Consider the following 25,174-nt stretch of genomic DNA (forward strand, 5'->3'; position numbering starts at 1 on the left):
CAAGGATACCGCCGCCAATTGACGGCATTTATATTTATAGCTTTTCAATATTATTTAAATAGTTGTTAGCTTGCTCTAAGGTTTCTTGGCGTAATGATTCATCTTGTTTATCCCAATTACGATAAACCATGCCTATTCGTGGGTTTTTCTCAAGTCGTTCTCGGTGTTTTTGCATAAACTGCCAGTAAAGGCTGTTTAGCGGACACGCGTCTTTACCCACTTTTTCTTTCACTTTGTATTGGCAGCTTTTGCAGTAGTCACTCATTTTATTTATATAGTTGCCGCTGGCCGCATAAGGTTTAGTGGCAATGATGCCATCGTCAGCAAATTGGCTCATCCCTCGTGCGTTAGGCATTTCTACCCATTCAATAGCATCGATATACACGCCTAAATACCATTCATCCACTTCATCAGGATTTATGGCGGTTAATAAGCAAAAATTACCTATTACCATTAAGCGCTGAATATGATGGGCATACGCGCTGTCTAAGCTTTGTGTTAATGAGTGGCTTAAACAATTCATTTTTGTTTTACCATTCCAAAAATAACTCGGTAGTGCTCGAGTTGCATTAAGCTGGTTTTTGTTGGCGTAATCGGGCATGTTTTTCCAATACACGCCACGCACATATTCGCGCCAACCCAGTACTTGGCGAATAAAGCCTTCAACCTGAGAAATCGATATTTCATCTTGGCGTTGGTGGAACTCTTTAACAACACGGTCGATAACATAGCGAGGGTGTAAAATTTTGGCATTTAACGCAAACGATAACCGGCTGTGATAAAAGGTATCTTTATCAGGACATTGATCTGTCATCGCATCTTGAAATTGACCGAAACGAGGCAGTAAATGTGCACAAAAGTGATCAAGTGTACTGATAGCTTGTTTACGGGTTGTTGGCCAGCTTAACTGAGTTTCTATTTGTCCAAAGTAATTTATTTTATGTTTATCTAAACGTTCAATAATGGCGCTAACATCATTTTTAAATAATTTTGGTTTTGGGATATCGGCTAAGTCGTTTTTTGAGAACTTATTACGGTTATTTGCATCAAAGTTCCATTGACCGCCGTGAGGTTTTTCATCCTCCATTAAAATATCGAACTGCTTACGCATTGCCCGATAAAAATGCTCCATAGTGACGTGTTTATCTTTTTTAAAGCGTTTGTCTATGTCGTTAAATGCCAATAAAAAGTGCTCGCTGTCGCAGGCATTCACCGTTAACTCGCTATTAGTCGCGAATTCGTGAAGTTGTGTTTTTAAACGGTACTCATCTGGGTATTGATATTCTATAGAGGTACATTCATGCTGTTTGGCTAAACGCGTTAAAAGAGCGGGTAAGTCATCATCGTCTTTGGTGTCATCTAGCGTGAGATGTAATACATTGAAGCCAGCATCTTCTAGCGCATTAGCGAAGTTTTCCATGCCTTTAAAAAAGGCTGATATTTTTTGCACATGGTGTTTTACATAGTGTGCTTCTTGCATAAGCTCAGCAATTACAAATACGGTGTCGTCTGATTTGTCTTTAAACCACGAATGAGCAGGGTTGAGCTGATCACCTAAAATCAATTTTAGAGTGTTGTATTTTTTCATAATTAGCCAAAATTTATTTTTATACGCTGTATTTAAAAAAGCGATCGATTTCTACATGTCGTTTTAATCATAGAGCAAAGCAATAAACAGCATTGCTTTTTTTATCAACTTATTAGTTATTATGGTTGCTAATTTAGTGGCACATCCTTATAATAGCGGCCATTGTTTAGTAGGTTATAAAATTTACTAACAGCGATATTAAGTTATTAACTTTTTATCTATTGGCGCGGGATGGAGCAGTCTGGTAGCTCGTCGGGCTCATAACCCGAAGGTCGTCGGTTCAAATCCGGCTCCCGCAACCAATCTTAATAGTAGGTTTAAACTTACTACTTTATATCGCGCATTCTAAGTAATGCGCGTTTTGCGTTTAAGCTAATGAAGTTTAATTTGGTCAGGGTACTGACTCGCAACCAAGCTTGGCCCTAGGCCACACAGTTTTTGCGTTTTTTGGTGTGACGCCCCGCTTGGTTCGGGGCGTTGTTGTATCTGCACCGTTTGATTTAATGTTTATCGATTAAATCAAAATTTAAACTCAGTATTTTAGGGCTATAAGCCCTTTTTTTGTTTGTATGGAGGATTTTCGTGACAAAACTTGAACAAGATTTAGTAACCATGTTAACGCCTGCGGTAGAAATGCTAGGCTTTGAATTACATGGTCTTGAGTTTGTACAAGCGGGTCGCCATTCTACCTTAAGAGTATACATTGCTCATGAGGATGGAATTTCAGTTGACAACTGCGCAGATGCAAGTCGTCAAATTAGTGCGATTTTAGACGTCGAAGACCCGATTACAAACGAATATGATTTGGAAGTGTCGTCTCCTGGTGTTGATCGTCCATTATTCAAACAAGATCACTACGAGCAGGCGCAAGGAGAGGAAGTACGCGTGCGTACTAAGCTTCCACAAGACGGTCGCCGTAATTTTAAAGGCGACTTAATAGCAGTTAGCAGCGATATGATCACACTATCTAGCGATGGTGCAGAGCATTTAATCATGCTTAGTAACATTGAACGTGCGAACATAATCGCAAAGTTTTAATTCGAGTGCGAAGGAATAGGGCAAGCGAGGCATTACCCATGGCAAAAGAGATATTATTGGTTGCTGAAGCCGTTTCCAATGAGAAAGCGGTTCCAAAAGAAAAGATTTTTGAAGCTCTAGAGTTCGCATTAGCGACAGCGACAAAGAAAAAGCATGATGGTGAAATTGATGTACGTGTTGCAATTGACCGTAAAACTGGCGATTACGATACATTCCGTCGCTGGCAAATAGCTGAAGTATTAGAAGATGGTTCTTTAGAGAATCCATACAGCGAAATCACGTTAGAAGCTGCTCAAGTTGAAGAACCAGACTTGAAAATGGGCGACTACGTAGAAGAGCAGATTGAATCAATTAAATTTGACCGCATAACAACACAAATGGCTAAGCAAGTAATCGTACAAAAAGTACGTGAAGCAGAGCGTGCCTTAGTGGTTGAAGCGTACAAAGATCAGCAAGGCGAGCTAGTAACGGGTGTTGTTAAAAAAGCAACGCGTGATGCAATCGTACTTGATTTAGGTAATAACGCAGAAGCGGTTATTTACCGTGACGACATGCTGCCACGTGAAAACTTCCGCCCAGGCGATCGTATTCGTGGTCTTCTATATGAAGTTAAACCAGAAGCACGTGGTGCACAGTTATTTGTAACCCGTTCTAAACCAGAAATGCTGATGGAATTATTCCGCATTGAGGTGCCAGAAATTGGCGAAGAGATGATTGAATTACGTGCCGCAGCTCGTGATCCAGGTTCACGCGCTAAAATCGCAGTTAAGTCTAATGATAAGCGTATAGACCCTGTAGGTGCGTGTGTTGGTATGCGTGGCGCACGTGTTCAAGCGGTATCGTCAGAACTTGGCGGTGAGCGTGTTGATATCGTACTTTACGATGACAACCCAGCACAGTTTGTTATTAACGCAATGGCACCAGCAGAAGTGGCTTCAATCGTAATGGATGAAGACACTCACTCAATGGATATTGCTGTTGAAGCTGATAACTTAGCACAAGCTATTGGTCGTAATGGTCAAAACGTACGTTTAGCAAGCCAGTTAACTGGCTGGGAATTAAACGTAATGACCGTTGATGAAATGCGCGCTAAGAACGAAGCTGAGTCAGATAAGTTAATTAACTTATTTACTGAAAACTTAGATATTGATGACGAGTTTGCGTCATTACTTATCAACGAAGGTTTCTCAACACTTGAAGAAGTTGCGTATGTACCTGCTTCTGAGTTTTTAGAAATCGACGGCTTAGATGAAGAAACAGTGGACGTATTACGTTCACGTGCAAAAGATGCATTAACAACGAAAGCCCTTAAAACGGAAGAAAGCTTAGAAGGCGCTGAGCCTGCTGAAGACTTACTTGCGCTTGAAGGCTTAGAGCGTCATTTAGCATTTGTTATGGCAAGCAAGGGTGTAATAACACTTGAAGACTTAGCTGAGCAAGGCATTGATGAGCTTGTAGATATTACAGAGCTATCTGCAGAGAAAGCGGGCGAGCTAATTATGGCTGCACGTAATATTTGTTGGTTTGCAGACGAGTAATTTATTAACGGAGGTATTAGAGACTATGGCAGAAGTAAATGTTGAAAAACTAGCCGGTGATATAGGTACAACTGTTGATAAATTGCTACAGCAGTTTTCACAAGCCGGTATTACTAAACAAGCAGGCGATAATGTAACAGAAGCTGAAAAAGCAACGTTACTTGATCACCTAAGCAAGCAACATGGCGGTACTGGATCTGAAGGTCCAGCGCGTATGACATTGCAACGTAAGAGCAAAAGCACATTAAGTGTGACTGGCTCTACGGGTAAAGCAAAGGCTGTGCAAGTTGAAGTTCGCAAAACCCGCACTTACGTGAAAAAAAGTGCTGTTGAGCAAGAGCAAGAACAGCAACGTCTAGCCGCTGAAGAAAAAGCGCGTCTTGAAGAGCAGCAAAAAGCTGAACAAGAAGCCGCAGAATTGAAAGCGAAACAAGAGGCAGAACGTAAAGCGAAAGAAGACGCTGATCGTAAAGCCAAAGAAGAAGCTAAACGCAAAGCAGATGCTGAGCGTAAAGCGAAACAACAGCAGATGACCCCTGAGCAAAGTGCTAAGTCTGAGAAAGATCGCATCGAAGCTGAGCGTCTGCAAAAAGAAGCAGAAGAGGCCGCATTGAAGAAAGCTGAAGAAGAAGCGAAACGTCAAGCAGAAGAGGCAAGAAAGCTAGCTGAAGAGAATTCAGCACGCTGGAAGAAAGAAGAAGAAGAACGTAAGAAACGCGAAGAAACCGCGGATCACCACCTTACGACTTCAACTTACGCACGTGAAGCAGAAGATGTAGCAGATGCTCGCGAAGAGCAAGGCTCACGCCGTGCGAAGAAAAAGAAAAAAGCGCCAGCAAAAGATAAATTTGCAGCGTCTAAAGGTAAAAAAGGTAAGCTAAAAGCGCCAGCGTCATTACAGCACGGTTTCCAAAAACCAACGGCTGATGTTAAAAACGAAGTGCGTATTAGTGAAACAATTACAGTTGCTGAGCTTGCGTCACGCATGGCTGTTAAAGGCGCTGAAGTTGTAAAAACAATGATGAAAATGGGTGACATGGTTACGATTAACCAAGTTATTGACCAAGAAACTGCGCAACTTGTTGCAGAAGAAATGGGCCATAAGGTTATCATCGTTAAAGAAAACGAATTAGAGCAAACAGTACTTAACGACCGCCATGAAGATGGTAAGTCTGAGCCTCGCGCTCCAGTAGTAACTGTTATGGGTCACGTTGACCACGGTAAAACGTCAACGCTTGATTACATTCGTTCAGCTAAAGTTGCTTCAGGCGAAGCCGGTGGTATTACGCAGCACATTGGTGCATACCACGTTGAAACTAACGGCAACATGATCACTTTCCTAGATACTCCGGGTCACGCCGCATTTACATCTATGCGTGCTCGTGGTGCAAAAGCGACTGATATCGTAATCCTAGTAGTTGCAGCCGATGATGGTGTAATGCCACAAACTAAAGAAGCGGTACAGCATGCTCGCGCAGCTGGCGTTCCTTTAATCATTGCTGTTAACAAAATGGATAAAGAAGGCGCAGATCCAGACCGTGTTAAAAACGAGCTAGCTCAGCTAGACGTTATCCCAGAAGATTGGGGCGGTGATACGCAATACGTTCACATCTCAGCTAAAACAGGTCTTGGTATTGATGACCTTTTAGAAGCAGTATTAATGCAATCTGAGCTGTTAGAACTAAATGCACCTAGCGAAGGTATGGCTGCAGGTGTTGTTATTGAATCACGTCTTGATAAAGGCCGTGGTCCAGTAGCGTCTATTCTTGTTCAATCAGGTACGCTTAACCAAGGTGACATTGTATTATGTGGTCTTGAGTATGGCCGTGTTCGTGCAATGCGCGATGAAAACGGTAAAGACATTAAATCTGCGGGTCCTTCTATCCCTGTTGAGATTTTAGGTCTTTCTGGTATTCCAGCTGCAGGTGATGAAGCGACAGTAGTTAAAGACGAGCGTAAAGCACGTGAAGTTGCACTTTACCGTCAAGGTAAATTCCGCGATGTTAAATTAGCGCGTCAGCAAAAAGCGAAGCTTGAAAACATGTTTACTAACATGACTGAAGGCGACGTGTCTGAAGTTAACGTAGTACTTAAAGCAGACGTTCAAGGTTCAATTGAAGCAATTTCAGACTCACTAACTAAACTTTCTACTGATGAAGTAAAAGTGAAGATTGTTGGTTCTGGTGTTGGTGGTATCACTGAAACAGATGCAACTCTTGCTGCAGCGTCTAACGCAATCGTAGTTGGCTTTAACGTTCGTGCCGATGCATCAGCGCGTAAAGTGATTGACTCTGAAAACTTAGACCTTCGTTACTACAGCGTAATTTACGCACTTATCGAAGAAGTTAAGCAAGCCATGTCTGGTATGCTTGCTCCTGAGTTTAAACAAGAGATCATTGGTCTTGCTGAAGTACGTGATGTATTTAAGTCTCCAAAAATTGGCGCAATTGCTGGTTGTATGGTTACTGAAGGTACTATCAAACGTAGCGCACCAATTCGTGTACTTCGTGATAACGTGGTTATTTACGAAGGTGAACTTGAGTCATTACGTCGCTTTAAAGATGACGTACAAGACGTTCGTAACGGCATGGAATGTGGTATCGGCGTTAAGAACTACAATGACGTTCGCGTTGGTGACCAAATCGAAGTATTTGAAACAGTTGAAGTACAACGTAGTCTTTAATTGTTGTTAGGTGGTGTTGGACATTCAAGGTCGTACCTCGATAGCCCAACATACCCTATGCTAAGATTTTAAATGGGGGCTCAGCCCCCATTTGTGTATCCATTATTTAGTTAACTTATTATTGTTTTTCAATAAGTTATAATTTTAGGAAAGTGAAATGAGAGAATTTTCTCGCACTGATCGTGTTGCTCAGCAAATTCAAAAAGAAATTGCTGTGATTCTACAACGCGAAATTAAAGATCCGCGCTTAGGCATGGTGACAGTGTCTGCGGTAGAAGTATCACGCGATTTATCTTATGCCAAAGTTTTTATCACGGTGTTTAACACTGAAGACGAAAATGCAGCAAAACAGAGTGCAAAAGTACTGAACGAAGCAACGGGCTATATCCGTTCGTTACTAGGTAAACGTATTCGCGCACGTATTATGCCAGAGCTTAAATTTGTGGTTGATAACTCATTAATGGAAGGGATGCGCATCTCTAACTTAGTGGACTCTATCATTCGTGAAGATAATGCTAAGCATGTTGATGATGAAACAGATAGCGAAGAAGGCACTAAAGACTAATGGCAAGACGCAGTAAAGGCCGTCCAGTTGATGGTATTTTGTTGTTAAACAAACCAGAAGGCATTTCATCAAACAAGGCATTACAGCAGGCTAAAGGTATTTATTTTGCGCAAAAAGCGGGGCACACAGGTGCGCTTGATCCGCTTGCGACCGGCATGCTGCCAATTTGTTTTGGTGAAGCGACTAAGTTTACCCAGTTTTTACTCGATACAGATAAAACCTATGTTGTTCGAGCTAAGCTAGGTGAACGTACTACCACATCAGACTCTGATGGCGAAGTGGTCGAAACTCGCGATGTGAATGTTACTTCCCAATTGCTAAGCGAAGAGATTGCTAAGTTTTTAGGTGAGTCAGACCAATATCCATCAATGTATTCAGCGCTTAAATATGAAGGTAAACCTTTATATAAATATGCGCGTGAAGGCATAGAAGTTCCTCGCAAATGTCGAAAAATTAACGTATTTAGCTTAACGCTTGATGAGTTTGATGAGCAAGCTAACGAAATACAAATGACTGCACATGTATCTAAAGGTACGTATATTCGTACTATCGTTGATGACTTAGGTGAAAACTTAGGCTGCGGCGCGCATGTGATTATGCTGCATCGTAGTGCTGTAGGGCATTACCCTGCAGATAAAATGGTCACACTTGAGCAGTTAGAAGCGTTATTAAATCAAGCGAAAGAACAAGACGTTGCGCCTTCCACTTACCTTGACGAATTATTATTGCCAATGGATACTGCGTTAGTTGATTTACCCGTTGTGGAAATTACTAAAGAGCAGGGAATGGCATTTAGCCATGGTCAAGCTGTGGTGTTGGGTAAAGCCCTGCCTGAAGGTGCAATAAAGGTACTGGCTGACGGAATATTTATTGGTACGGGCGAACGTAATCCTGATGGCCATTTAAAATCAAAGCGTGGCTTGTCTAATCAACAACCAGAGTAAAGTTTAACTTGTAGTTATGCTGATAATTGGTAGAATACGCCCGCTTAATCGTTTTGGCTGAATTAGTGATCGGCTAAAGCACCTATTAAATTTAACTTTTGGAGTTATTATGTCACTAAGCAATCAAGAAAAAATCGATATCATTGCTAAATTCGCACGCGCTGAAGGCGACACTGGTTCACCTGAAGTACAAGTAGCATTACTTACTTTTGATATCAACAAGCTTCAAGGTCACTTTGCTGATCACAAGCATGACTTCCACTCACGTCGTGGTCTGCTTCGTAAAGTAAGCACTCGCCGTAAACTGCTTGATTACCTTAAAGGTAAAGATATCTCGCGTTACACTGCGTTAATCAAAGAGCTTGGCTTACGTCGCTAAGAACTTGATTATCAAAAGGGGAGCTTTTTAGCTCCTTTTTTTGTGTCTAAACTTCCCCATACCCACTATCCACATCGATTAATCCCCTTGAAATATCAGCTAAAAGCCACATTGTAAGTAACAGCAAAGTACATAATTTAGCAACGCGTTTATCTCTGGACTAAGCTCGCAATTTTACCTGACTTTGTTATATACTATGGCGCGTAGATAAAAAGGTTTATTTACGGTTATTTACATCATTGCCAATTGTAGTACTTAATTGATTTCCAACTGAATACAATTATGTACTGTAATTGGTACTTTGATGAAAACTTAATTAATACTAAAAATACATTTAAGGAATATTTTAAGTGCAAGCAATTATAAAAGAATTTCAACTAGGTCAACACACAGTGACGCTAGAAACAGGTGCTATCGCTCGTCAAGCTGACGGCGCAGTACTAGCAAGCATTGGCGATACGTCAGTACTAGTAACGGTTGTTGGTAAGCGTGAAGCTCAACCAGGTCAAGACTTCTTCCCACTAACAGTTAACTACCAAGAGCGTATGTACGCTGCTGGTCGTATCCCAGGTGGTTTCCTTAAGCGTGAAGGTCGTCCTAACGATGGCGAAACACTTATTGCACGTCTTATTGACCGTCCAATTCGTCCACTTTTCCCAAATGGTTTCGTAAACGAAGTACAAGTTATCGCGACTGTTGTTTCTGTAAACCCTGAAATCCAACCTGATATGGTTGCGATGATTGGTACATCAGCAGCACTTGCTATCTCTGGTATCCCGTTCAGCGGTCCAATTGGTGCATCACGTGTTGGTTACATTAACGGTGAATACGTACTTAACCCGACACTAAAAGAGCTTGAAGAGAGCCAACTTGACTTAGTTGTTGCTGGTACTGATAACGCAGTACTTATGGTTGAATCAGAAGCAGACGTACTTGCTGAAGACGTAATGCTAGGCGCGGTTGTATACGGCCATGAGCAATCACAGTCTATCATCAATGCAATTAACGAATTTAAAGCAGAAGCAGGCAAGCCTACTTGGGATTGGACTGCACCTGAGAAAAACGTTGCATTAGAAGAGAAAGTAGCAACTCTTGCTGCTGATAAAGTAGGCGAAGCTTACCGTATTACTGATAAAGTAGCGCGTAAAGAAGCATTAACTACTGCAAAAGATGCGGTTGTTGAAGCACTAACAAGCGAACTTGCTGAAGGCGAAACGCTTGATAAGCAAGAAGTAGGTAAAGTATTCGGTTCACTTGAGAAGAAAATCGTTCGTGGCCGTATCGCTGCTGGCGAAAAACGTATCGATGGTCGTGAACCAGATATGATCCGTGCTCTAGATGTAATGACGGGCGTACTTCCACGTACTCACGGCTCTGCAATCTTCACACGTGGTGAAACGCAAGCATTAGTAACAGCAACACTTGGTACAGAACGTGATTCACAGTTAATCGACGATTTAACTGGCACGCACAAAAACCACTTTATGCTTAACTATAACTTCCCTCCGTTCTGTGTAGGTGAAACTGGTTTTGTTGGTTCTCCTAAGCGTCGTGAAATCGGCCACGGTAACCTAGCTAAGCGTGGTATCCAAGCTGTAATGCCAACGTTGACTGACTTCCCATATTCAATCCGTGTTGTATCTGAAATTACTGAATCAAATGGTTCATCTTCAATGGCATCGGTTTGTGGTACGTCTTTAGCGCTTATGAACGCAGGTGTTCCAATTAAAGCCTCAGTTGCGGGTATCGCAATGGGCTTAGTTAAAGAAGAAGAAAACTTTGTTGTTCTTTCAGATATCTTAGGTGATGAAGATCACTTAGGTGATATGGACTTTAAAGTAGCGGGTACAACTAACGGTATCACTGCACTGCAAATGGATATCAAAATTGAAGGTATTACTCAAGAAATCATGCAAATCGCGCTTAAACAAGCGAAAGCTGCACGTTTACACATTCTAAATGTAATGGACGAAGCGATTTCTGCACCTTCTGAAGAGTTATCTATGTTTGCTCCGCGTATTTACACGATGCAAATCCCACAGAAGAAAATCGCAGAAGTTATCGGTAAAGGTGGCGCAACTATCCGTCAGCTTACTGAAGAAACGGGTACTACGATTGAAATCGGTGATGATGGCACAATCAAGATTGCTGCTACAGACGGTGAAAGTGCAGCAAATGCAATTAGCCGTATTGAGCAATTAACTGCTGAGCTTGAAGTAGGTACTATCTACGAAGGTAAAGTGGTACGTATCGTTGATTTCGGTGCGTTTGTAAACATTCTTCCTGGTAAAGATGGCCTAGTGCATATCTCACAAATCAGCACTGAGCGTGTTAACAACGTTGCTGATCACCTTAGCGAAGGTCAAGAAGTTAAAGTTAAAGTACTAGAAGTAGACCGTCAAGGCCGTGTACGTCTAAGTATTAAAGAAGCAATGGAATCAGCAGCACCTGCAGCTGACGAGTCTAAAGACGCGTAATTGCTAAACTTTCATCCAGATAATTACTGGATAGTATAAAAAGGGGCTGTTTAGCCCCTTTTTTTATGCTTTAATGTTAGCAATTAATTGTGTTCATCATACTTATACCAACCTGCTTGGATATGGGACTTATTTTAACGATAAGAAAATTGCTCTATAACTAGGCAAAATTTTTGATATCTAGTTGTTCTAAATAAAAGAATTTTAACAACGTTATAGGGGTATTTAATTCGTTAAATTGTTCAAATATTTATGCCGGTTGATATTAATAACACATAACAGGAATGAACCTTACAAGACAGCTTATGTCTTATCTATTTGCTACTTACCTCGGTATTAAGGATTTTAATGAGACTTAAACATTTAGCCTTGGCATCTTTTGCTATTTTGTCTTTAAGCGCTTGTCAGGCTACTACTAAACCCGCTGCTATTATTAATGTGCCATTTACTGCACCGCTTGCATCAGATTTTAGAAATGAAATTGCCATTGCACGTTTTTCAGAGCTATTAAACAGAGCGGACTTGAGTACAGAACAACAAGCAAAGCTCTATTATGACCGTGGAGTACTGTTTGATAGCTTAGGTATGACGACTTTATCGCGAATTGATTTTAATCGAGCGGTTAAGCTCAAGCCCGATTTGGCTGAAGTTTATAACTTTTTAGGTATTCAGCATACTTTGATGCAGCAATACGAAAAAGCATACGAGTACTTTGACTCAGCCATTGAGCTAGACCAAGAGCATGAATATGCGTATTTAAATCGTGGTATTGCCTTGTACTATGGTGATAGAGCGACGCTTGCAAAAGATGACTTTAAAACATTCTTGGAGCGCTCTCCTAACGACCCTTATCGTGTGTTGTGGCTTTATTTAGCCCAAGCGGCACAAGATAAAACTGCGGCACTTGCTGCGTTAAAAGCCAATTCAGCAGCTCTTGATGAAAATGAATGGGCGTATCAGCTTATTGCTTTGTATGTGGGTGATATGAGTGAACAAGCCTTTTTTTCAGGCATAGCCGATGGTGTCAGCTCACAACAAGAATATGCTCAGCGTTTATGTGAGGCTTATTTTTACTTAGCTAAACAGCACCAAGCCGCAGGTGAGCTGGGTATTGCGACTGACTACTTTAGGTTGGCGTTGGCCACGAATGTGCATGAATTTATTGAATATAAGTACGCACGTTTAGAGCTTGAGTTGATGGCCAGTGAAAGCGCTGGCTAACTTTTTTAAATTAAGCGTTTTATTACTGTGCACTAGCTTTATTAGCAGCTCGAGTAATAAACAAAATAGCATTGGCTTTTGGCAAGTATTACATGCCAAAGCCAATGTAATTGACAGTTACTGGCAATTTCCTCGTTACTTTGCAAACCACATTTTGCAATTACCTACCACAGCCTTAGCAACCTTAGCCCGCAATAAAATAGCACATGCTCAATATGGCTATGGGTTGTCATTATTAAGCAATAATCAAACTGAAACGGCTAAGCTATTCTGGCAAGCAAGCTTAGATAAAATAACACTTGCACAACAAGCAAAGCTCGCCGACTTGTTATTCTCTCAAAAACGCTGGCAGGATTTAGCGCTATTAAAAAATCAAAATAAGCTTCCTAAAGGCGATACCTTTTATCACCTGCAATTACAGCAACAAGCACCCATAGAAACGTTAAGTAAATCATTTATGAATAAGTTAGGGTTTTTGGTTGCAAGCGAGCAAATTGCGATACAAAAGCAGTGTACATTTAATGTGTTAATGCTGAGCGATCACCGTGATGGATTATACAGGCTCAATCAATTTCGTAACGCGTACTTAGAAAACCCAGAGCCTAGCCCCAATACCTTTTGTTTTTCAAAACCAGTTTATGTGGGTAATGCAATTAGCTGTAATAGTACTGAATCCAAACGTGCTAAGTGCGATTGGCTGCAATCATCGCTTAAAAAGCAGCTTCCCGCGGAGTTTGATTTTGCAGTTATGATGCCCAAACAAGGTACTGCGAATGTAAAAAATGGTTTAATGCATATTAATTCACAGGCTAGCTACGCGGTGTTTTTACATGAATTAATGCACTTTAATGGCTTTGAAGATGAATATGCTTTACCGGTAAAAAAGCAAGCGTGGCTATGTCAGCTTGAGGGGTTGGTTGCCCCCAACTTATTTATTGCAAAAAAGTCAGATGCTCCCAAAGGGTGGCACAAAAGCCAGAGCTGCCAACAAGGTGGTACAGCCTATAAGCCCAGCGCAAAGTGGTCAATTATGCAATATCAACAGTTAGGGCTATCAGCGCAATACCGTATTTTGTGGCAGACCCATATAGCACTCAATGCTGATCTATTTGCACGATTTTAGTGGTTATAGACTCTGCCGTAAACTGTTTAAAAGCTAAGCTTGTTTTACTTCAGTTCATGAATTTATAGGCATTTTTGTTTGATTATTATCCTGCTAGCGGCGCTTTCTATAGACAAAAACTGCGTTTATCAGTATAACTGTACGTATTAATGTTGTTAAAAAACAGACATAAAACGTATACCCAAGTCACTTTGGTATTTAATAATAACAAGTAGCGAATTGATAAACTTTATGATTCAAAAAGGCCCTTCATTATGACTTTGCTCTGGATACCCCTGTTATCCTTATTAGGCAGTGTTATTTCTGCATGCACCGGCAAACTTTCTCGAAATCAGGCAACGAGCCTAACGGCTATTGCGCCTTTAGCCGCGCTTGCAATTACACTTTATCATGCGCCTGCGGTTCTCGCGGGAGAAACCATTCGTTTTAGCGCACAGTGGATACCAGCCTTAGGGTTAGATATTTCCTTACGCTTAGATGGCTTGAGTTTACTGTTTTTATTTATGATTTTAGGAATAGGGCTGCTGGTTATTTTGTATGCCCGTTATTACCTAAGTCAAAATGATTCGCTGCCAAAGCTATTTAGCTACTTAATGTTATTTATGACCGCCATGCTAGGCATTGTTATGTCAAACAATGTGATTCAGTTATGGGTATTTTGGGAGCTAACCAGTATTAGCTCGTTCTTGTTGATCAGTTACTGGTGGCACAAATCAGAGGCGCGCAAGGGGGCGCGCATGGCATTAGCAGTAACCGGCGCAGGTGGTTTAGCCTTGCTGGGTGGTTTAATGTTGTTAGGCGATATTGTTGGAAGTTACGACTTAGACACCATTTTAGCTAGCAAAGCGATTATTCAATCTCACGACTTATATGAATTAGCACTGGTATTAGTTTTACTGGGTGCTTTTACTAAATCTGCACAATTTCCGTTTCATTTTTGGTTACCGCACGCTATGGCTGCACCTACGCCGGTAAGTGCGTATTTACACTCTGCCACCATGGTAAAAGCAGGTATCTTTTTACTTGCGCGTTTTTATCCCGCATTAGCGGGTACCGATACTTGGTTTTTATTAGTCGGTTTGACCGGTTTAACCACGTTATTATTTGGCGCTTATATCGCGTTATTCAAACATGATTTAAAAGGCTTGTTAGCCTATTCAACGATTAGTCATTTGGGTTTAATTACATTATTACTAGGCCTAGATACACAGCTTGCGACCGTTGCCGCTATTTTTCATATTATTAACCACGCGACGTTTAAAGCGTCGTTATTTATGGCAACCGGTATTATTGACCATGAAACCGGTACCCGTGATATGCGCAAACTCAATGGCATGTGGCGCTACTTACCGTATACAGCCACCCTGGCGATGGTCGCTGCTGCCGCTATGGCCGGTGTACCGTTATTAAATGGTTTCTTATCAAAAGAAATGTTCTTTGCTGAGACACTGCATCAGCAGGTGCTTGGCTCTATGTCTTGGTTAATTCCGGTGCTAGCGACTGTTGCGGGCGCGTTGTCGGTGGCGTACTCATCACGCTTTATTCATGACGTGTTCTTTAATGGTGAGCCAATTGATTTACCGCGTACCCCTCATGAGGCGCCGCGTTATATGCGTGTGCCTATCGAAATTTTAGTGGTGCTATGTATTTTAGTGGGTATTTTCCCGCACTTTGTCGTTGACGGTATTTTATCAGCCGCGTCACTGGCTGTACTTGGTCAAGCTATGCCCGAGTACAAGTTGACTATTTGGCATGGTTTTAATTTACCTCTACTTATGAGTGGTATGGCGGTAATTGGTGGTTTATTTATTTACGTTAATCGAAAGTACTTGTTCCAGTTCCAAGCGTCGTTACCTCCTTTTAACGCTAAAAAAATCTTCGAGCGTTTTTTAGCGGTAGTGGTCAATTGGTGTCAAAACAAAATCCAATCAACAGAAAATGGCTCATTACAACGTTATGTATTTATAATGTTAGGCGTTGTATTACTTGCCTCTGGTTGGCCATTATTTGAAATGAAGCAGCTAGCTGGTAGCGTGCCTAATACCCCGGTTGATATTCAAAACGCAATTGGTGCAGGACTACTCATAATAGGTGCAATTGCTACCGTTATTTGGCATCGAATTCGAATGGTGTCGTTATTAATGCTGTCGATTGTGGGACTAATGGTGTCGGTGGCGTTTACCCGTTTTTCAGCGCCTGACTTGGCCTTAACGCAACTTACTGTAGAAGTAGCCACTATTATACTATTAATGTTGGCACTGTTTTTCTTACCTCAAAGCACGCCAAGAGAGTCAAGCTCATTGCGTATTTTACGTGATGTGGTTATCTCCTCTACCGTGGGGATCATTATTGCCAGTATTTGTTACGCCTTACTGACTCGTCCGCTTGATTCAATTTCTGAGTTCTTTATTGCTAACGCCAAAACAGGCGGTGGTGGTACTAATGTAGTTAACGTTATTTTGGTTGATTTTAGGGGCTTTGATACTTTAGGTGAAATTACCGTACTAGGTATTGCCGCACTGGGCATATTTAAACTGTTATCAAGAATTCCACTTTATATGCCAGCGAGCGATAGTGAAGGGCGTCCATGGTCTAAAGATCGCCATCCTATTTTATTGGCTTGTATTTCTCAAAGCTTACTGCCATTAGCGCTATTAGTGTCTGCTTATATTTTCCTACGCGGTCATAACTTACCTGGAGGAGGCTTTATAGCAGGCCTCGTAACTTCTATTGCCTTTATTTTACAATATATGGCGCATGGTACTGCGTGGATAAATGAACGCTTTGATGTTAACTATCGAAAAATTATTGCATCAGGTATTGCTATTGCCATGTTTACAGGTGTGGGAAGTTGGTTCTTTGACAAGCCATTTTTAACTACCTGGTTTGATTACTTTGATATTCCGTTTGTTGGTAAAACAGAGTTTGCCAGCGCCATTGTATTTGACTTGGGCGTGTACTTAACTGTTGTTGGCGCTACGCTGATGATCCTTGCGAGCTTAGGTAATATGACCGCGAACGCAGAGAAAGAAGAGGTAAATATTTAATGGAACTGTTATACGCATCTTGCGTTGGCGTGTTAGTCACCTGTGGCGTGTTTTTATTGCTAAGAGCGCGTACATTCCCAGTGGTACTGGGGCTGACAATGATTTCTTACGCGGTTAATTTGTTTTTATTCTCATCAGGGCGCTTAACAATTAATAAAGCCGTGGTACTAGGGACTGGCGCTGATTACGCTGACCCGCTACCACAAGCCTTAGTGTTAACAGCCATTGTAATTGGCTTTGCGATGACTGCGTTTGTGGTTATTTTATCTATTCGAGGCCGAGCAGATTTAGGCAACGACCATGTTGATGGCACCCTAACTAAAAATAAACGCAAGGAGAGAAAATGATTCAGCATTTAGCATCTTTGCCTATTTTACTGCCAATGTTAGCGGCAATTATTTTGTTGCTTCCACCGTGTGGCAAAAGCTTATTTGCACGCCGATTTATGTCTAGTTTAATGGCTATTCTAACCTTTGCAGTCACAGTATTACTGCTAATTCAGGTTAAAGATAACGGTATTATTGTTTATGCAATAGGTAACTGGTCTGCGCCGTTTGGTATTGTACTGGTTGCAGATATGCTCTCGACCTTGTTAGTCACTTTAACCGCCTTTTTGGGGGTTGGCGTGGCTTTATATGGCTGTGCTGGTGATGATGAACAAGGTAGCTTTTTTCACCCTTTAATCCATTTTTTAATACTAGGGGTAAATGGTGCATTTTTAACTGGGGATTTATTTAACGTCTTCGTATTTTTTGAAGTGTTATTAATTGCCTCTTATGCGCTGTTAATGCACGGTGGCGGTAAACCCAAAACGCGCGCTGCTCTGCATTACGTTATTTTAAATTTAGTTGGTTCAAGCGTATTTTTAATTGGTTTAGGTATTTTATACGGAGTATTAGGCACCTTAAATATTGCTGATATGGCCAATAAAGTACCGCAACTAACTGGTGATGATGTTTATTTAGCGAAGGCAGGTGGTTTACTGCTATTGGTGGTGTTTGCACTTAAAAGTGCGTTATTACCATTGCATTTATGGTTACCAAACGCCTACTCAAGTGCCACACCTGTGGTTGCTGCATTATTTGCGATTATGACTAAAGTTGGTGTTTATGCGACCTTACGTGTTTACACGGTTATTTTTGGTGAACAAGCTGGCGAACTTGAGCATATGGCGCAGTCTTGGTTATGGGCGCTGGCTATTGCCACCATAGTGATTGGCGCAATAGGGGTGTTAGCCGCACAAGATTTACGTAAGCTTACCGCTAATTTAGTACTGGTTTCTGTAGGGACGTTGGTGGCATTAGTCGCACTCCAAAACATAAATGCCACCGCTGCATTGCTTTACTATTTAGTGCATTCAACGTTAGTGACTGCGGCGCTATTTTTACTTGCTGATTTAATTGCAACACAACGAGGTAAAGCTGGTGATCGATTAGTTGGAGGTCGTGCAGTAAAACAACCATTTTTATTAGGTGCGTGTTTTATTATTGCCGGTTTAACCGTTATTGGTATGCCACCTTTCTCGGGCTTTGTTGGCAAAATTTGGATTTTAAAAACGACCTTAAATAGCGAACAAGCACTGGTATTTTGGCCTGTTTACTTAATTATGAGCTTAGCGTTAATTGTGGCTATATCACGTGCGGGTACTAGTTTGTTTTGGGAACGTAAAGACAAAACAGGTGATGCTAGCGATGCTGCCAATGCCCACCCGCTACAAGTGACCGTGTTAGTTGGTTTATTGGCAAGTTCAATACTACTGGTTATTTTTGGTGACGTGGCAACACAGTACGCCCTCGAGGCGGCAACACAGCTTCACGACATTAGTGGTGGTATTAATGCGGTACTTAAGGGAGGTATGTAATGCGCTTACAAGCTCGTTTTGGTTGGTTACCTACGCCGTTTCGTAGTCTATTTTTATTTATAGTATGGCTCTTGTTAAATAACAGTGTGTCGGTAGGGCATATTATATTAGGGGCGCTACTCGCGTTGCTAATACCGTTATTTAGTATGTCGTTTAGAGACCCGCAACCGCTGATATTAAAGCCGGGGCTAGCACTTAAGCAATTACTAATCGTACTTTACGATATTATAGTGGCTAACTTGCAAGTGGCATTATTAATTCTGGGCCCTTCAAAAAATCTGCGTCCAGGCTTTGTTAAAGTGCCTATAGATTTAATGCATGAAATGCCAATTACTATTTTAGCAAGCTGCGTGTCTTTAACGCCGGGTACGGTAAGTGCCGAGGTTTACCCGCTGATTAAATCGCTTAATGAAGACGATGAACCGGTACAGCGTTATTTATTAATTCACGTGTTAGATTTAGATGATGAGCAAGCGCTTATTAAACAAATAAAAGCACGTTACGAAGCTCCCCTAAAGGAGATATTTCAATGTTAGATACAGTATTACTGATTGTTTTTTCAATGGTTGGATTGTCGTTATTACTTAATCTATGGCGACTTATTATTGGCCCATCAGTACCGGATCGTATTTTAGCGCTCGATACTATGTACATTAACGTGATTGCCTTGATTATTTTATATAGCATTAGTATGGGCACGGGGCTGTACTTTGAAGCAGCCTTACTTATTGCCATGCTTGGGTTTATAAGTACGGTAGCTGTATGTAAGTATTTACTTCGTGGCGACATAATTGAGTAAGGTATTAAAATGATAAGTGAATGGATCGTATCAATATTGCTGCTGTTAGGCGGGTTATTTATTTTAATTGGCTCAATTGGTTTAATTAAATTACCTGATTTTTTTATGCGTTTACATGGGCCAACAAAAGCCACCACTTTAGGTATGGCGAGTATACTTACCGCTGCTATGGTATTTTTTGCTAATTCAGTCAGTGGCTTAAGTGTAAAAGAAATATTAATCACTATATTTCTATTAATCACTGCACCTATTAGTGGCTATATGCTGATTAAAACCGCTATTCATCATAAGCTTAAAGCTAAAGAGGGAACGAAAGGGCTCGATAATATCGAAAAAGATTAGTTCTGGGAATAAACGATTAAAAGCCGAATAAACACCTGTTATTCGGCTTTTTCGTTTTTTGGTTGTCCCCATTTACAACACTTGTTGAACATGTGATTATGACGCTAATTCAAATACAAAAAGGATATTAATATGGGTAAGGTAATACTGCTTTCACTTTTAATTTTTTCAACTAACCTTGCAGCGCAAACTGCCAAACAGCAAAAAATTGATGAGCTGGTAGAGGTGATGAACATGGATGCCATGGTTGACTCTATGTATGCGCAAGTTGAGGGCATGATGCAAAATATGTCAGTGCAAATGGGCGTAAAGCCAGATGAGAAAGCAATTTTCGACAAATATTATGCTGATATGACCGAGGTATTAAAAACAAAAATGAGCTGGCAAAAAATGCAGCCGATGATGATTAACCTCTACGATAAACAATTTACTGAACAAGAAATTAGCGACATGTTAGCTTTTTATAAGACAGAGTCAGGGCAGGCTATTTTGAAGAAAATGCCACAAGTAATGCAAGAATCAATGCAAATGTCACAAGCCTTAGTACAAGACGCTATGCCTGAAATTCAAGCAATTGCGGGTGAGCTTGGTGAAGCACTTAAGCAATCTCGAAGCAAAGCAAACTAAGGACTACAGTAACTCTCAAATTTAGCAGTCACTTATGGTGGCTGCTCTTATCTTAACTTTCTTCCACACTCCCAGCCATATGCTTAATTAATTGTTGACCTATGTGTTACACATAGGTTTATTATGTTGTCATTACATAGCCAGCCAGAGGTTTAATGATGTACGTAAAGCAATTAGCCAATACTATGGGCGTGACCCAAGACACAGTTCGTCATTACACGCGAATAAAGCTGCTTAATCCTATTCGTGGTGAGCGCAATGGTTATCAAGTGTATACCGCAGCCGATCAGCAACGTTTAAAGTTTATTATTAGTGCGCGTCAACTCGGTTTCTCAATAAAAGATATTCAACAAATTATTGCACAGTCGGAGCAAGGGCAGTGCCCTTGTCCGCTCACACGACAATTAATAGCAAAGCGACTAGAGGAAACAGAGCAGCACTTTCAAGAAACACTTAAATTACGCACGCGAATGCAAGCAGCGGTTAAACAGTGGGATAAATCGCCTGATGGGGCTGTAAGTGCAGATATATGTAGCTTAATAGAGACCTTTGTTGATCCAATCTCTGAAGTTAAAAATACTAAGGAAGCGTTATGAGTAATCAATCCACCACGCAAAACTTTATGATTGAAGGCGCAAATTGTGGCAGTTGCGTGGCTAAAATAGAGAAAGCACTGAAAAATGTAAAGGGTGCGCAGCGCGTTGAAATGAACTTTGCCGATCGAACTGTGCAAGTAGAAGGTTCGGCTAAGGCTGGGGAGCTAATGCACGCTGTCGCTGATATTGGCTATCAAGCTAAACCTATGAATAGTGATTCTCAACAAGACGCCCTAGATGAAAAAGCCGAAGCTGATAACGCGCACTACAAAAAACTTATGCGCAATATGCAATTGGCATTGGGTTTGGGTGCGCCATTAATGCTTTATGGATTAATCTTTGATATGAGTGTCACTAGCAATGCCCAGCGTATTGGCTGGTTTATTGTTGGAATGATGACATTGGTCGTAATGATTGTGTCGGGTAAGCAATTTTATACTGGCGCATGGCAGTCATTTAAAAATCATACGGCTAATATGGATACCTTGATTGCGCTTGGTACGGGAACAGCCTGGCTATATTCAATGGTGGTGGTGCTCATGCCAAGTCTATTACCAGAGGTGGCTAGACATGTTTATTTTGAAGCCTCAGCAATGATCATAGGCTTAATAAGTCTTGGCTTAGCTTTTGAAGTAAAGGCGCGAGGGCGAACCTCTGAGGCGATTAAACGCTTAATTGGTTTACAGCCTAAAACGGCACGGGTGATCCGAGATAACCAAGAGCAAGATGTAGCTATAAGCCAAGTTATTAAAGGTGACTTGATTCGTGTCCGCCCTGGAGAGAAAATTTCAGTCGATGGAGATGTTATTGAAGGTAGCAGTACACTAGATGAATCAATGCTCACTGGTGAACCGATGCCGGTTAATAAGGGTGAGGGTGACAAGGTTATTGCTGGCAGTATTAATAAAAGTGGTACTTTGTTGTTTAAAGCAACCCATATAGGCAGCGAAACCACCTTAGCGAATATTATTAATATGGTTAAACGTGCACAAAACTCTAAACCCTCAATTGGACGCTTAGCTGATGTTATTTCAGGCATATTTGTACCCACAGTGATGATTATTGCGGTACTAGCAGGCTTAGCATGGCTTAACTTTGGCCCACAGCCGAGTATTGCTTATGCGGTTGTTGCAATAACTACAGTTTTAATTATTGCTTGCCCGTGTGCACTAGGTTTAGCTACACCGATGTCAATTATGGTCGGCATAGGTAAAGCTGCTCAGTCGGGTATACTTATTCGTAACGGTGAAGCGCTACAAACAACAGCTAAAATCACCACCATGATCTTAGATAAAACAGGCACTATAACCGCTGGTAAGCCAACCGTGACCGATGTGGTTACGTTCAACCAAAGCGACAGTACCGAGGTGCTAAAGTTAGCAGCTAGTCTTGAAAGTAGTTCTGAGCATCCATTAGCCGAAGCCATTGTTAATTATGCTAAAAACCAAAATATCACCCTTGAAAAAGTCAGTAATTTTAATGCTATCACTGGACAAGGTGTGATCGGTACCATTAATGAGCAAAGCCTATTGTTTGGCAATCAGGCACTGATGAAAAGCCACAATATAGATATTGCAGAGGCAATACCTCAAGCCGAGCAGCTTGCTAGCGCTGCTAAAACGCCGATGTACTTTGCTATTGACAATCAATTACATGCCATAATCGCAGTTGCTGACCCAATAAAAGAAGACTCAGCTGAGGCCATTAAACGCTTACAAAATAAAGGTATGCAGGTGGTTATGCTGACAGGCGATAACCAAGCGACCGCTAAAGCCGTTGCCAGCAAAGTCGGTATTACAGACTTTATAGCGCAAGTAATGCCAGATGATAAAGCCAGTGAAGTGACTAAGCGTCAATCTCAAGGTGAAGTTGTAGGCATGACTGGTGATGGTATAAATGATGCGCCAGCATTGGCACAAGCCGATGTTGGATTTGCCATTGGCACTGGCACAGATGTAGCTATTGAAAGTGCGGATATAACGCTGATGCGAGGCTCACTTCATGGTCTTGCAGATGCCATTGCAATTAGTGGCGCAACCATAACTAATATTAAACAAAATTTGTTTGGGGCGTTTATTTATAACATTGCGGGTATTCCGATTGCTGCAGGGCTGTTGTATCCGTTTTTTGGTTTACTACTAAACCCAGTCGTAGCTGGCGCGGCAATGGCTTTATCATCACTTACTGTAGTCACTAATGCAAACCGGTTACGTTATTTTAAAGCCAGTAACTCGTAACTTTATTTATAGGGGATTTAATTATGTTATTAATTAATTTATTAGGCGTTTTACTTATTGTCGCTATTATTTATTGGTTTTGGTTGTATGAGCCGAAGTAAACAGTGATAGCAATCAAATAGTCATTACTGTGTGTAACGGGGTGTATTATTATCCAGCGTATTTTAAGGTGGCAGCGAACAGGCCTCTGACCCTGAATCGACAAGACGGTTCTCCTTGCGCTAAAACAGTGATTTTCCCCGCTCAAACTCGTGAAACGCCAAGTATAGGTGAAAATGCGGCTATTGAATTACTTTCGCTTGATGTTGGAGAATATGCTTTTCATTGCTAAATACAAATGTTTAAAGGGAAGTTTTTGTTTTTTTAATAAAACTAAACGTATCCCTGATGCGTATTCTCAAGCAGAAAACATAAAAGGTGTAGTATGAATAAATTAAACCCTAAAAAACTGCTAAATAGTAAATGGACTGCCATCCCAGCTATTAATAAAGAAAAGCACTTTATTATTGTTGAGGTAGAATTTGATGAAGACGCTAATGTGATTGAATGTATCACTGAAGCGGTGATGTCAAAAAATCAATATCCTATTCAGTGGCGCGACTTAAAAGACGAACAAAGGTGGCGCCAAGGCTGGAAGTGACCGCTTGTAATCATGCCCAAATAAGTGGGTATGAGTGATATCAAATTAGTATCCCGCACGAGATTCATTCCTTACTTTAAATATTTATTCGCCATACGGCGACAAATCCTTGCTTTTTCTCTCCCGGTTAAAAAAATTAATTTATATTTTTCTACAAATCAATTTAAGTTGTTTATTTTCAATTTGTTATCTATTTAATTTAACCTGTTTAATTTCGCGTTGTTAATTTGTTCAGTGGCGATTTATCTCTATAGCGACTCAGTTTTATTGTTTTATTTTGAATTGAAGATAGGTGTGTCTTTTTTAGATGATTTAAGTTTTTGAATTTTAATGGGTATTTTTTTAGTTAAAAGTAGCTGTTGCAAAAGAGCAACAAAATGTTGGGCATTTTTAAGTAAAAATCACATTTTTATTTTTAACTTATTGTTTATAAATAAAAAATTAAACATGGCATCGAAGTTGTAATACCTAAGCTGTATTTAGCAAAAAGTGATTAAGCTTAACGCTTAACCTTACAACCCAATGAAGGAATTACGTTATGACAACATTTAAATCAACACTGGTATTAATGGCACTTGCTTCTTCATCTGTGGCGTTTGCTGCAACAGATTTTGACACACTGGATGTGGATGGTAATGGCGCAATAAGCCAAGCTGAAGCATCAGTAGACGCTTCACTTATGAGTAAGTTTACAGAGCTTGATACGGATAAAAACGGCGAGCTTTCTAAAGCAGAATTTTCTAAGGCTTAAAAGGCCAATGCTCAACGCTATTACATATTCTGAGTTGCCAAAGACAACCTAAATAGGCAAGGGAGCCTATGAAAGAGAATAACTAGGATGTACGGTTGTAGCGTTGAGTTAATTAATTTATACCCAAACATTGCATACTTTGAAGGATTAATATTATGAAAAAATTACAGTCAACTCTTGTACTTATGGCACTTGCTTCTTCATCTGCAGTATTTGCCAGCACAGACTTTGAAACTCTTGATGTAGATGGTAGTGGCGCAATTAGCCAAGCTGAAGCATCGGTTGCGGCCGAACTTATGGAGCAGTTTGCAGAGCTGGACGTAGATGGCAATGGTGAACTTTCTAAAGACGAATTTTCAGCATACTAACTTTATAATTCCCTAAGGATCTTTGAAAAGGATTTCTTACCCACTTTTTTATTAAGCTAAGGATTTATTATGAAAACATTTACTAAAACGCTTGCTTTAATTGCACTTGCTTCGTCTTCTGCCGCTTTTGCTGCGGTTGACTTTGATTCTTTTGATTCTGATGGCGACGGCGTTATTAGCCAGTCTGAAGCACAAGCTAATTCACAATTAGCTAAATTATTTGATGACTTAGATACTGACGGGAATGGTGAATTATCTAAGCAAGAATTTGCTAAAGTTCAGTAACAAACATGCACAATCTTTAACGATACAGATAAAAGCAGCCGAATAATTTCTCGGCTGCTTTTTTA

At 40.8% G+C, this 25,174-nt stretch carries 24 protein-coding genes and 1 tRNA gene; 24 read left to right on the plus strand and 1 reads right to left on the minus strand.

From position 1 onward, the window contains the following. Positions 1–34 precede the first annotated feature (34 nt). Positions 35–1,588 (minus strand): cryptochrome/photolyase family protein, encoded by a 1,554-nt coding sequence (locus CWB77_RS04090; protein WP_138621486.1) that lies wholly within the window; start codon positions 1,586–1,588, stop codon positions 35–37. A 225-nt stretch (positions 1,589–1,813) separates the two neighbouring features. On the opposite strand from CWB77_RS04090, the gene CWB77_RS04095 reads away from it, so the two are divergent. From CWB77_RS04095 to CWB77_RS04210, 24 genes are all read left to right on the plus strand, one after another. Then, positions 1,814–1,890: transfer RNA gene (locus CWB77_RS04095), tRNA-Met, on the plus strand. A gap of 280 nt (positions 1,891–2,170) precedes the next feature. After that, the gene (gene rimP, locus CWB77_RS04100) at positions 2,171–2,626 is read left to right on the plus strand and encodes a ribosome maturation factor RimP (protein WP_008114543.1); all 456 of its coding nucleotides are present in this window, start codon (positions 2,171–2,173) and stop codon (positions 2,624–2,626) included. 38 nt (positions 2,627–2,664) lie between these two features. Further along, a complete protein-coding gene (gene nusA, locus CWB77_RS04105) occupies positions 2,665–4,164 on the plus strand; it encodes a transcription termination factor NusA (RefSeq protein WP_138621488.1) in 1,500 nt (499 codons plus the stop codon). Positions 4,165–4,189: 25 nt separating this feature from the next. Next, positions 4,190–6,847 carry a translation initiation factor IF-2 gene (gene infB, locus CWB77_RS04110; RefSeq protein ID WP_054202155.1) on the plus strand — a complete coding sequence of 886 codons (2,658 nt, stop codon included), beginning with the start codon at positions 4,190–4,192 and terminating at the stop codon, positions 6,845–6,847. Between the two features lie 157 nt (positions 6,848–7,004). Beyond that, the gene (rbfA, locus tag CWB77_RS04115) at positions 7,005–7,412 is read left to right on the plus strand and encodes a 30S ribosome-binding factor RbfA (RefSeq protein ID WP_008467148.1); all 408 of its coding nucleotides are present in this window, start codon (positions 7,005–7,007) and stop codon (positions 7,410–7,412) included. Continuing rightward, positions 7,412–8,356: a tRNA pseudouridine(55) synthase TruB gene (truB, locus tag CWB77_RS04120; RefSeq protein WP_054202156.1), complete on the plus strand. Its 945-nt coding sequence runs from the start codon at positions 7,412–7,414 to the stop codon at positions 8,354–8,356. Before rbfA ends, truB begins: the two co-directional genes overlap by 1 nt. 109 nt (positions 8,357–8,465) lie before the next feature. Further along, positions 8,466–8,735 carry a 30S ribosomal protein S15 gene (gene rpsO, locus CWB77_RS04125; protein ID WP_006793376.1) on the plus strand — a complete coding sequence of 90 codons (270 nt, stop codon included), beginning with the start codon at positions 8,466–8,468 and terminating at the stop codon, positions 8,733–8,735. Positions 8,736–9,085: 350 nt separating this feature from the next. Further along, complete coding sequence (pnp, locus tag CWB77_RS04130) at positions 9,086–11,212, plus strand: polyribonucleotide nucleotidyltransferase (protein WP_138621490.1); 2,127 nt, start codon at positions 9,086–9,088, stop codon at positions 11,210–11,212. Between the two features lie 348 nt (positions 11,213–11,560). Beyond that, entirely contained in the window at positions 11,561–12,433 is an 873-nt protein-coding gene (gene nlpI, locus CWB77_RS04135; RefSeq protein ID WP_138621492.1) for a lipoprotein NlpI, read from the plus strand. Then, positions 12,417–13,556, plus strand: coding sequence for a hypothetical protein (locus tag CWB77_RS04140; protein ID WP_138621494.1), 1,140 nt, complete (start codon positions 12,417–12,419; stop codon positions 13,554–13,556). The genes nlpI and CWB77_RS04140 overlap by 17 nt, the downstream gene beginning before the upstream one ends. Before the next feature lie 254 nt (positions 13,557–13,810). Next, positions 13,811–16,603 carry a monovalent cation/H+ antiporter subunit A gene (locus CWB77_RS04145; RefSeq protein ID WP_138621495.1) on the plus strand — a complete coding sequence of 931 codons (2,793 nt, stop codon included), beginning with the start codon at positions 13,811–13,813 and terminating at the stop codon, positions 16,601–16,603. Beyond that, positions 16,603–16,950, plus strand: coding sequence for a Na+/H+ antiporter subunit C (locus tag CWB77_RS04150; RefSeq protein WP_054202160.1), 348 nt, complete (start codon positions 16,603–16,605; stop codon positions 16,948–16,950). Before CWB77_RS04145 ends, CWB77_RS04150 begins: the two co-directional genes overlap by 1 nt. Beyond that, positions 16,947–18,464, plus strand: a complete 1,518-nt coding sequence (locus CWB77_RS04155; protein ID WP_138621497.1) for a monovalent cation/H+ antiporter subunit D — start codon at positions 16,947–16,949, stop codon at positions 18,462–18,464. Before CWB77_RS04150 ends, CWB77_RS04155 begins: the two co-directional genes overlap by 4 nt. Further along, positions 18,464–19,000, plus strand: a complete 537-nt coding sequence (locus CWB77_RS04160) for a Na+/H+ antiporter subunit E (protein WP_054202162.1) — start codon at positions 18,464–18,466, stop codon at positions 18,998–19,000. Before CWB77_RS04155 ends, CWB77_RS04160 begins: the two co-directional genes overlap by 1 nt. Further along, entirely contained in the window at positions 18,994–19,263 is a 270-nt protein-coding gene (locus tag CWB77_RS04165; protein WP_008114565.1) for a K+/H+ antiporter subunit F, read from the plus strand. Before CWB77_RS04160 ends, CWB77_RS04165 begins: the two co-directional genes overlap by 7 nt. 9 nt (positions 19,264–19,272) lie before the next feature. Then, positions 19,273–19,605 (plus strand): Na+/H+ antiporter subunit G, encoded by a 333-nt coding sequence (locus CWB77_RS04170; RefSeq protein WP_008114566.1) that lies wholly within the window; start codon positions 19,273–19,275, stop codon positions 19,603–19,605. A 132-nt stretch (positions 19,606–19,737) separates the two neighbouring features. After that, a complete protein-coding gene (locus tag CWB77_RS04175) occupies positions 19,738–20,232 on the plus strand; it encodes a DUF2059 domain-containing protein (protein WP_055011750.1) in 495 nt (164 codons plus the stop codon). A 158-nt stretch (positions 20,233–20,390) separates the two neighbouring features. Next, a complete protein-coding gene (locus CWB77_RS04180; RefSeq protein WP_138596719.1) occupies positions 20,391–20,828 on the plus strand; it encodes a MerR family transcriptional regulator in 438 nt (145 codons plus the stop codon). After that, positions 20,825–23,065 carry a heavy metal translocating P-type ATPase gene (locus CWB77_RS04185; protein WP_138621499.1) on the plus strand — a complete coding sequence of 747 codons (2,241 nt, stop codon included), beginning with the start codon at positions 20,825–20,827 and terminating at the stop codon, positions 23,063–23,065. The genes CWB77_RS04180 and CWB77_RS04185 overlap by 4 nt, the downstream gene beginning before the upstream one ends. 142 nt (positions 23,066–23,207) lie before the next feature. Further along, complete coding sequence (locus CWB77_RS18805; RefSeq protein WP_374237562.1) at positions 23,208–23,396, plus strand: hypothetical protein; 189 nt, start codon at positions 23,208–23,210, stop codon at positions 23,394–23,396. A 93-nt stretch (positions 23,397–23,489) separates the two neighbouring features. Continuing rightward, entirely contained in the window at positions 23,490–23,705 is a 216-nt protein-coding gene (locus tag CWB77_RS04195) for a TIGR02450 family Trp-rich protein (protein ID WP_010391412.1), read from the plus strand. Positions 23,706–24,243: 538 nt separating this feature from the next. Beyond that, positions 24,244–24,456 carry an EF-hand domain-containing protein gene (locus CWB77_RS04200; RefSeq protein WP_010391413.1) on the plus strand — a complete coding sequence of 71 codons (213 nt, stop codon included), beginning with the start codon at positions 24,244–24,246 and terminating at the stop codon, positions 24,454–24,456. A 155-nt stretch (positions 24,457–24,611) separates the two neighbouring features. Then, positions 24,612–24,824 (plus strand): EF-hand domain-containing protein, encoded by a 213-nt coding sequence (locus CWB77_RS04205; protein ID WP_010391414.1) that lies wholly within the window; start codon positions 24,612–24,614, stop codon positions 24,822–24,824. A 69-nt stretch (positions 24,825–24,893) separates the two neighbouring features. After that, positions 24,894–25,109, plus strand: coding sequence for an EF-hand domain-containing protein (locus tag CWB77_RS04210; RefSeq protein ID WP_010391416.1), 216 nt, complete (start codon positions 24,894–24,896; stop codon positions 25,107–25,109). Positions 25,110–25,174: the final 65 nt, after the last annotated feature.

The sequence above is a fragment of the Pseudoalteromonas sp. S1610 genome, from assembly GCF_005887465.1.
Taxonomy (GTDB): Bacteria; Pseudomonadota; Gammaproteobacteria; order Enterobacterales; family Alteromonadaceae; genus Pseudoalteromonas; species Pseudoalteromonas undina.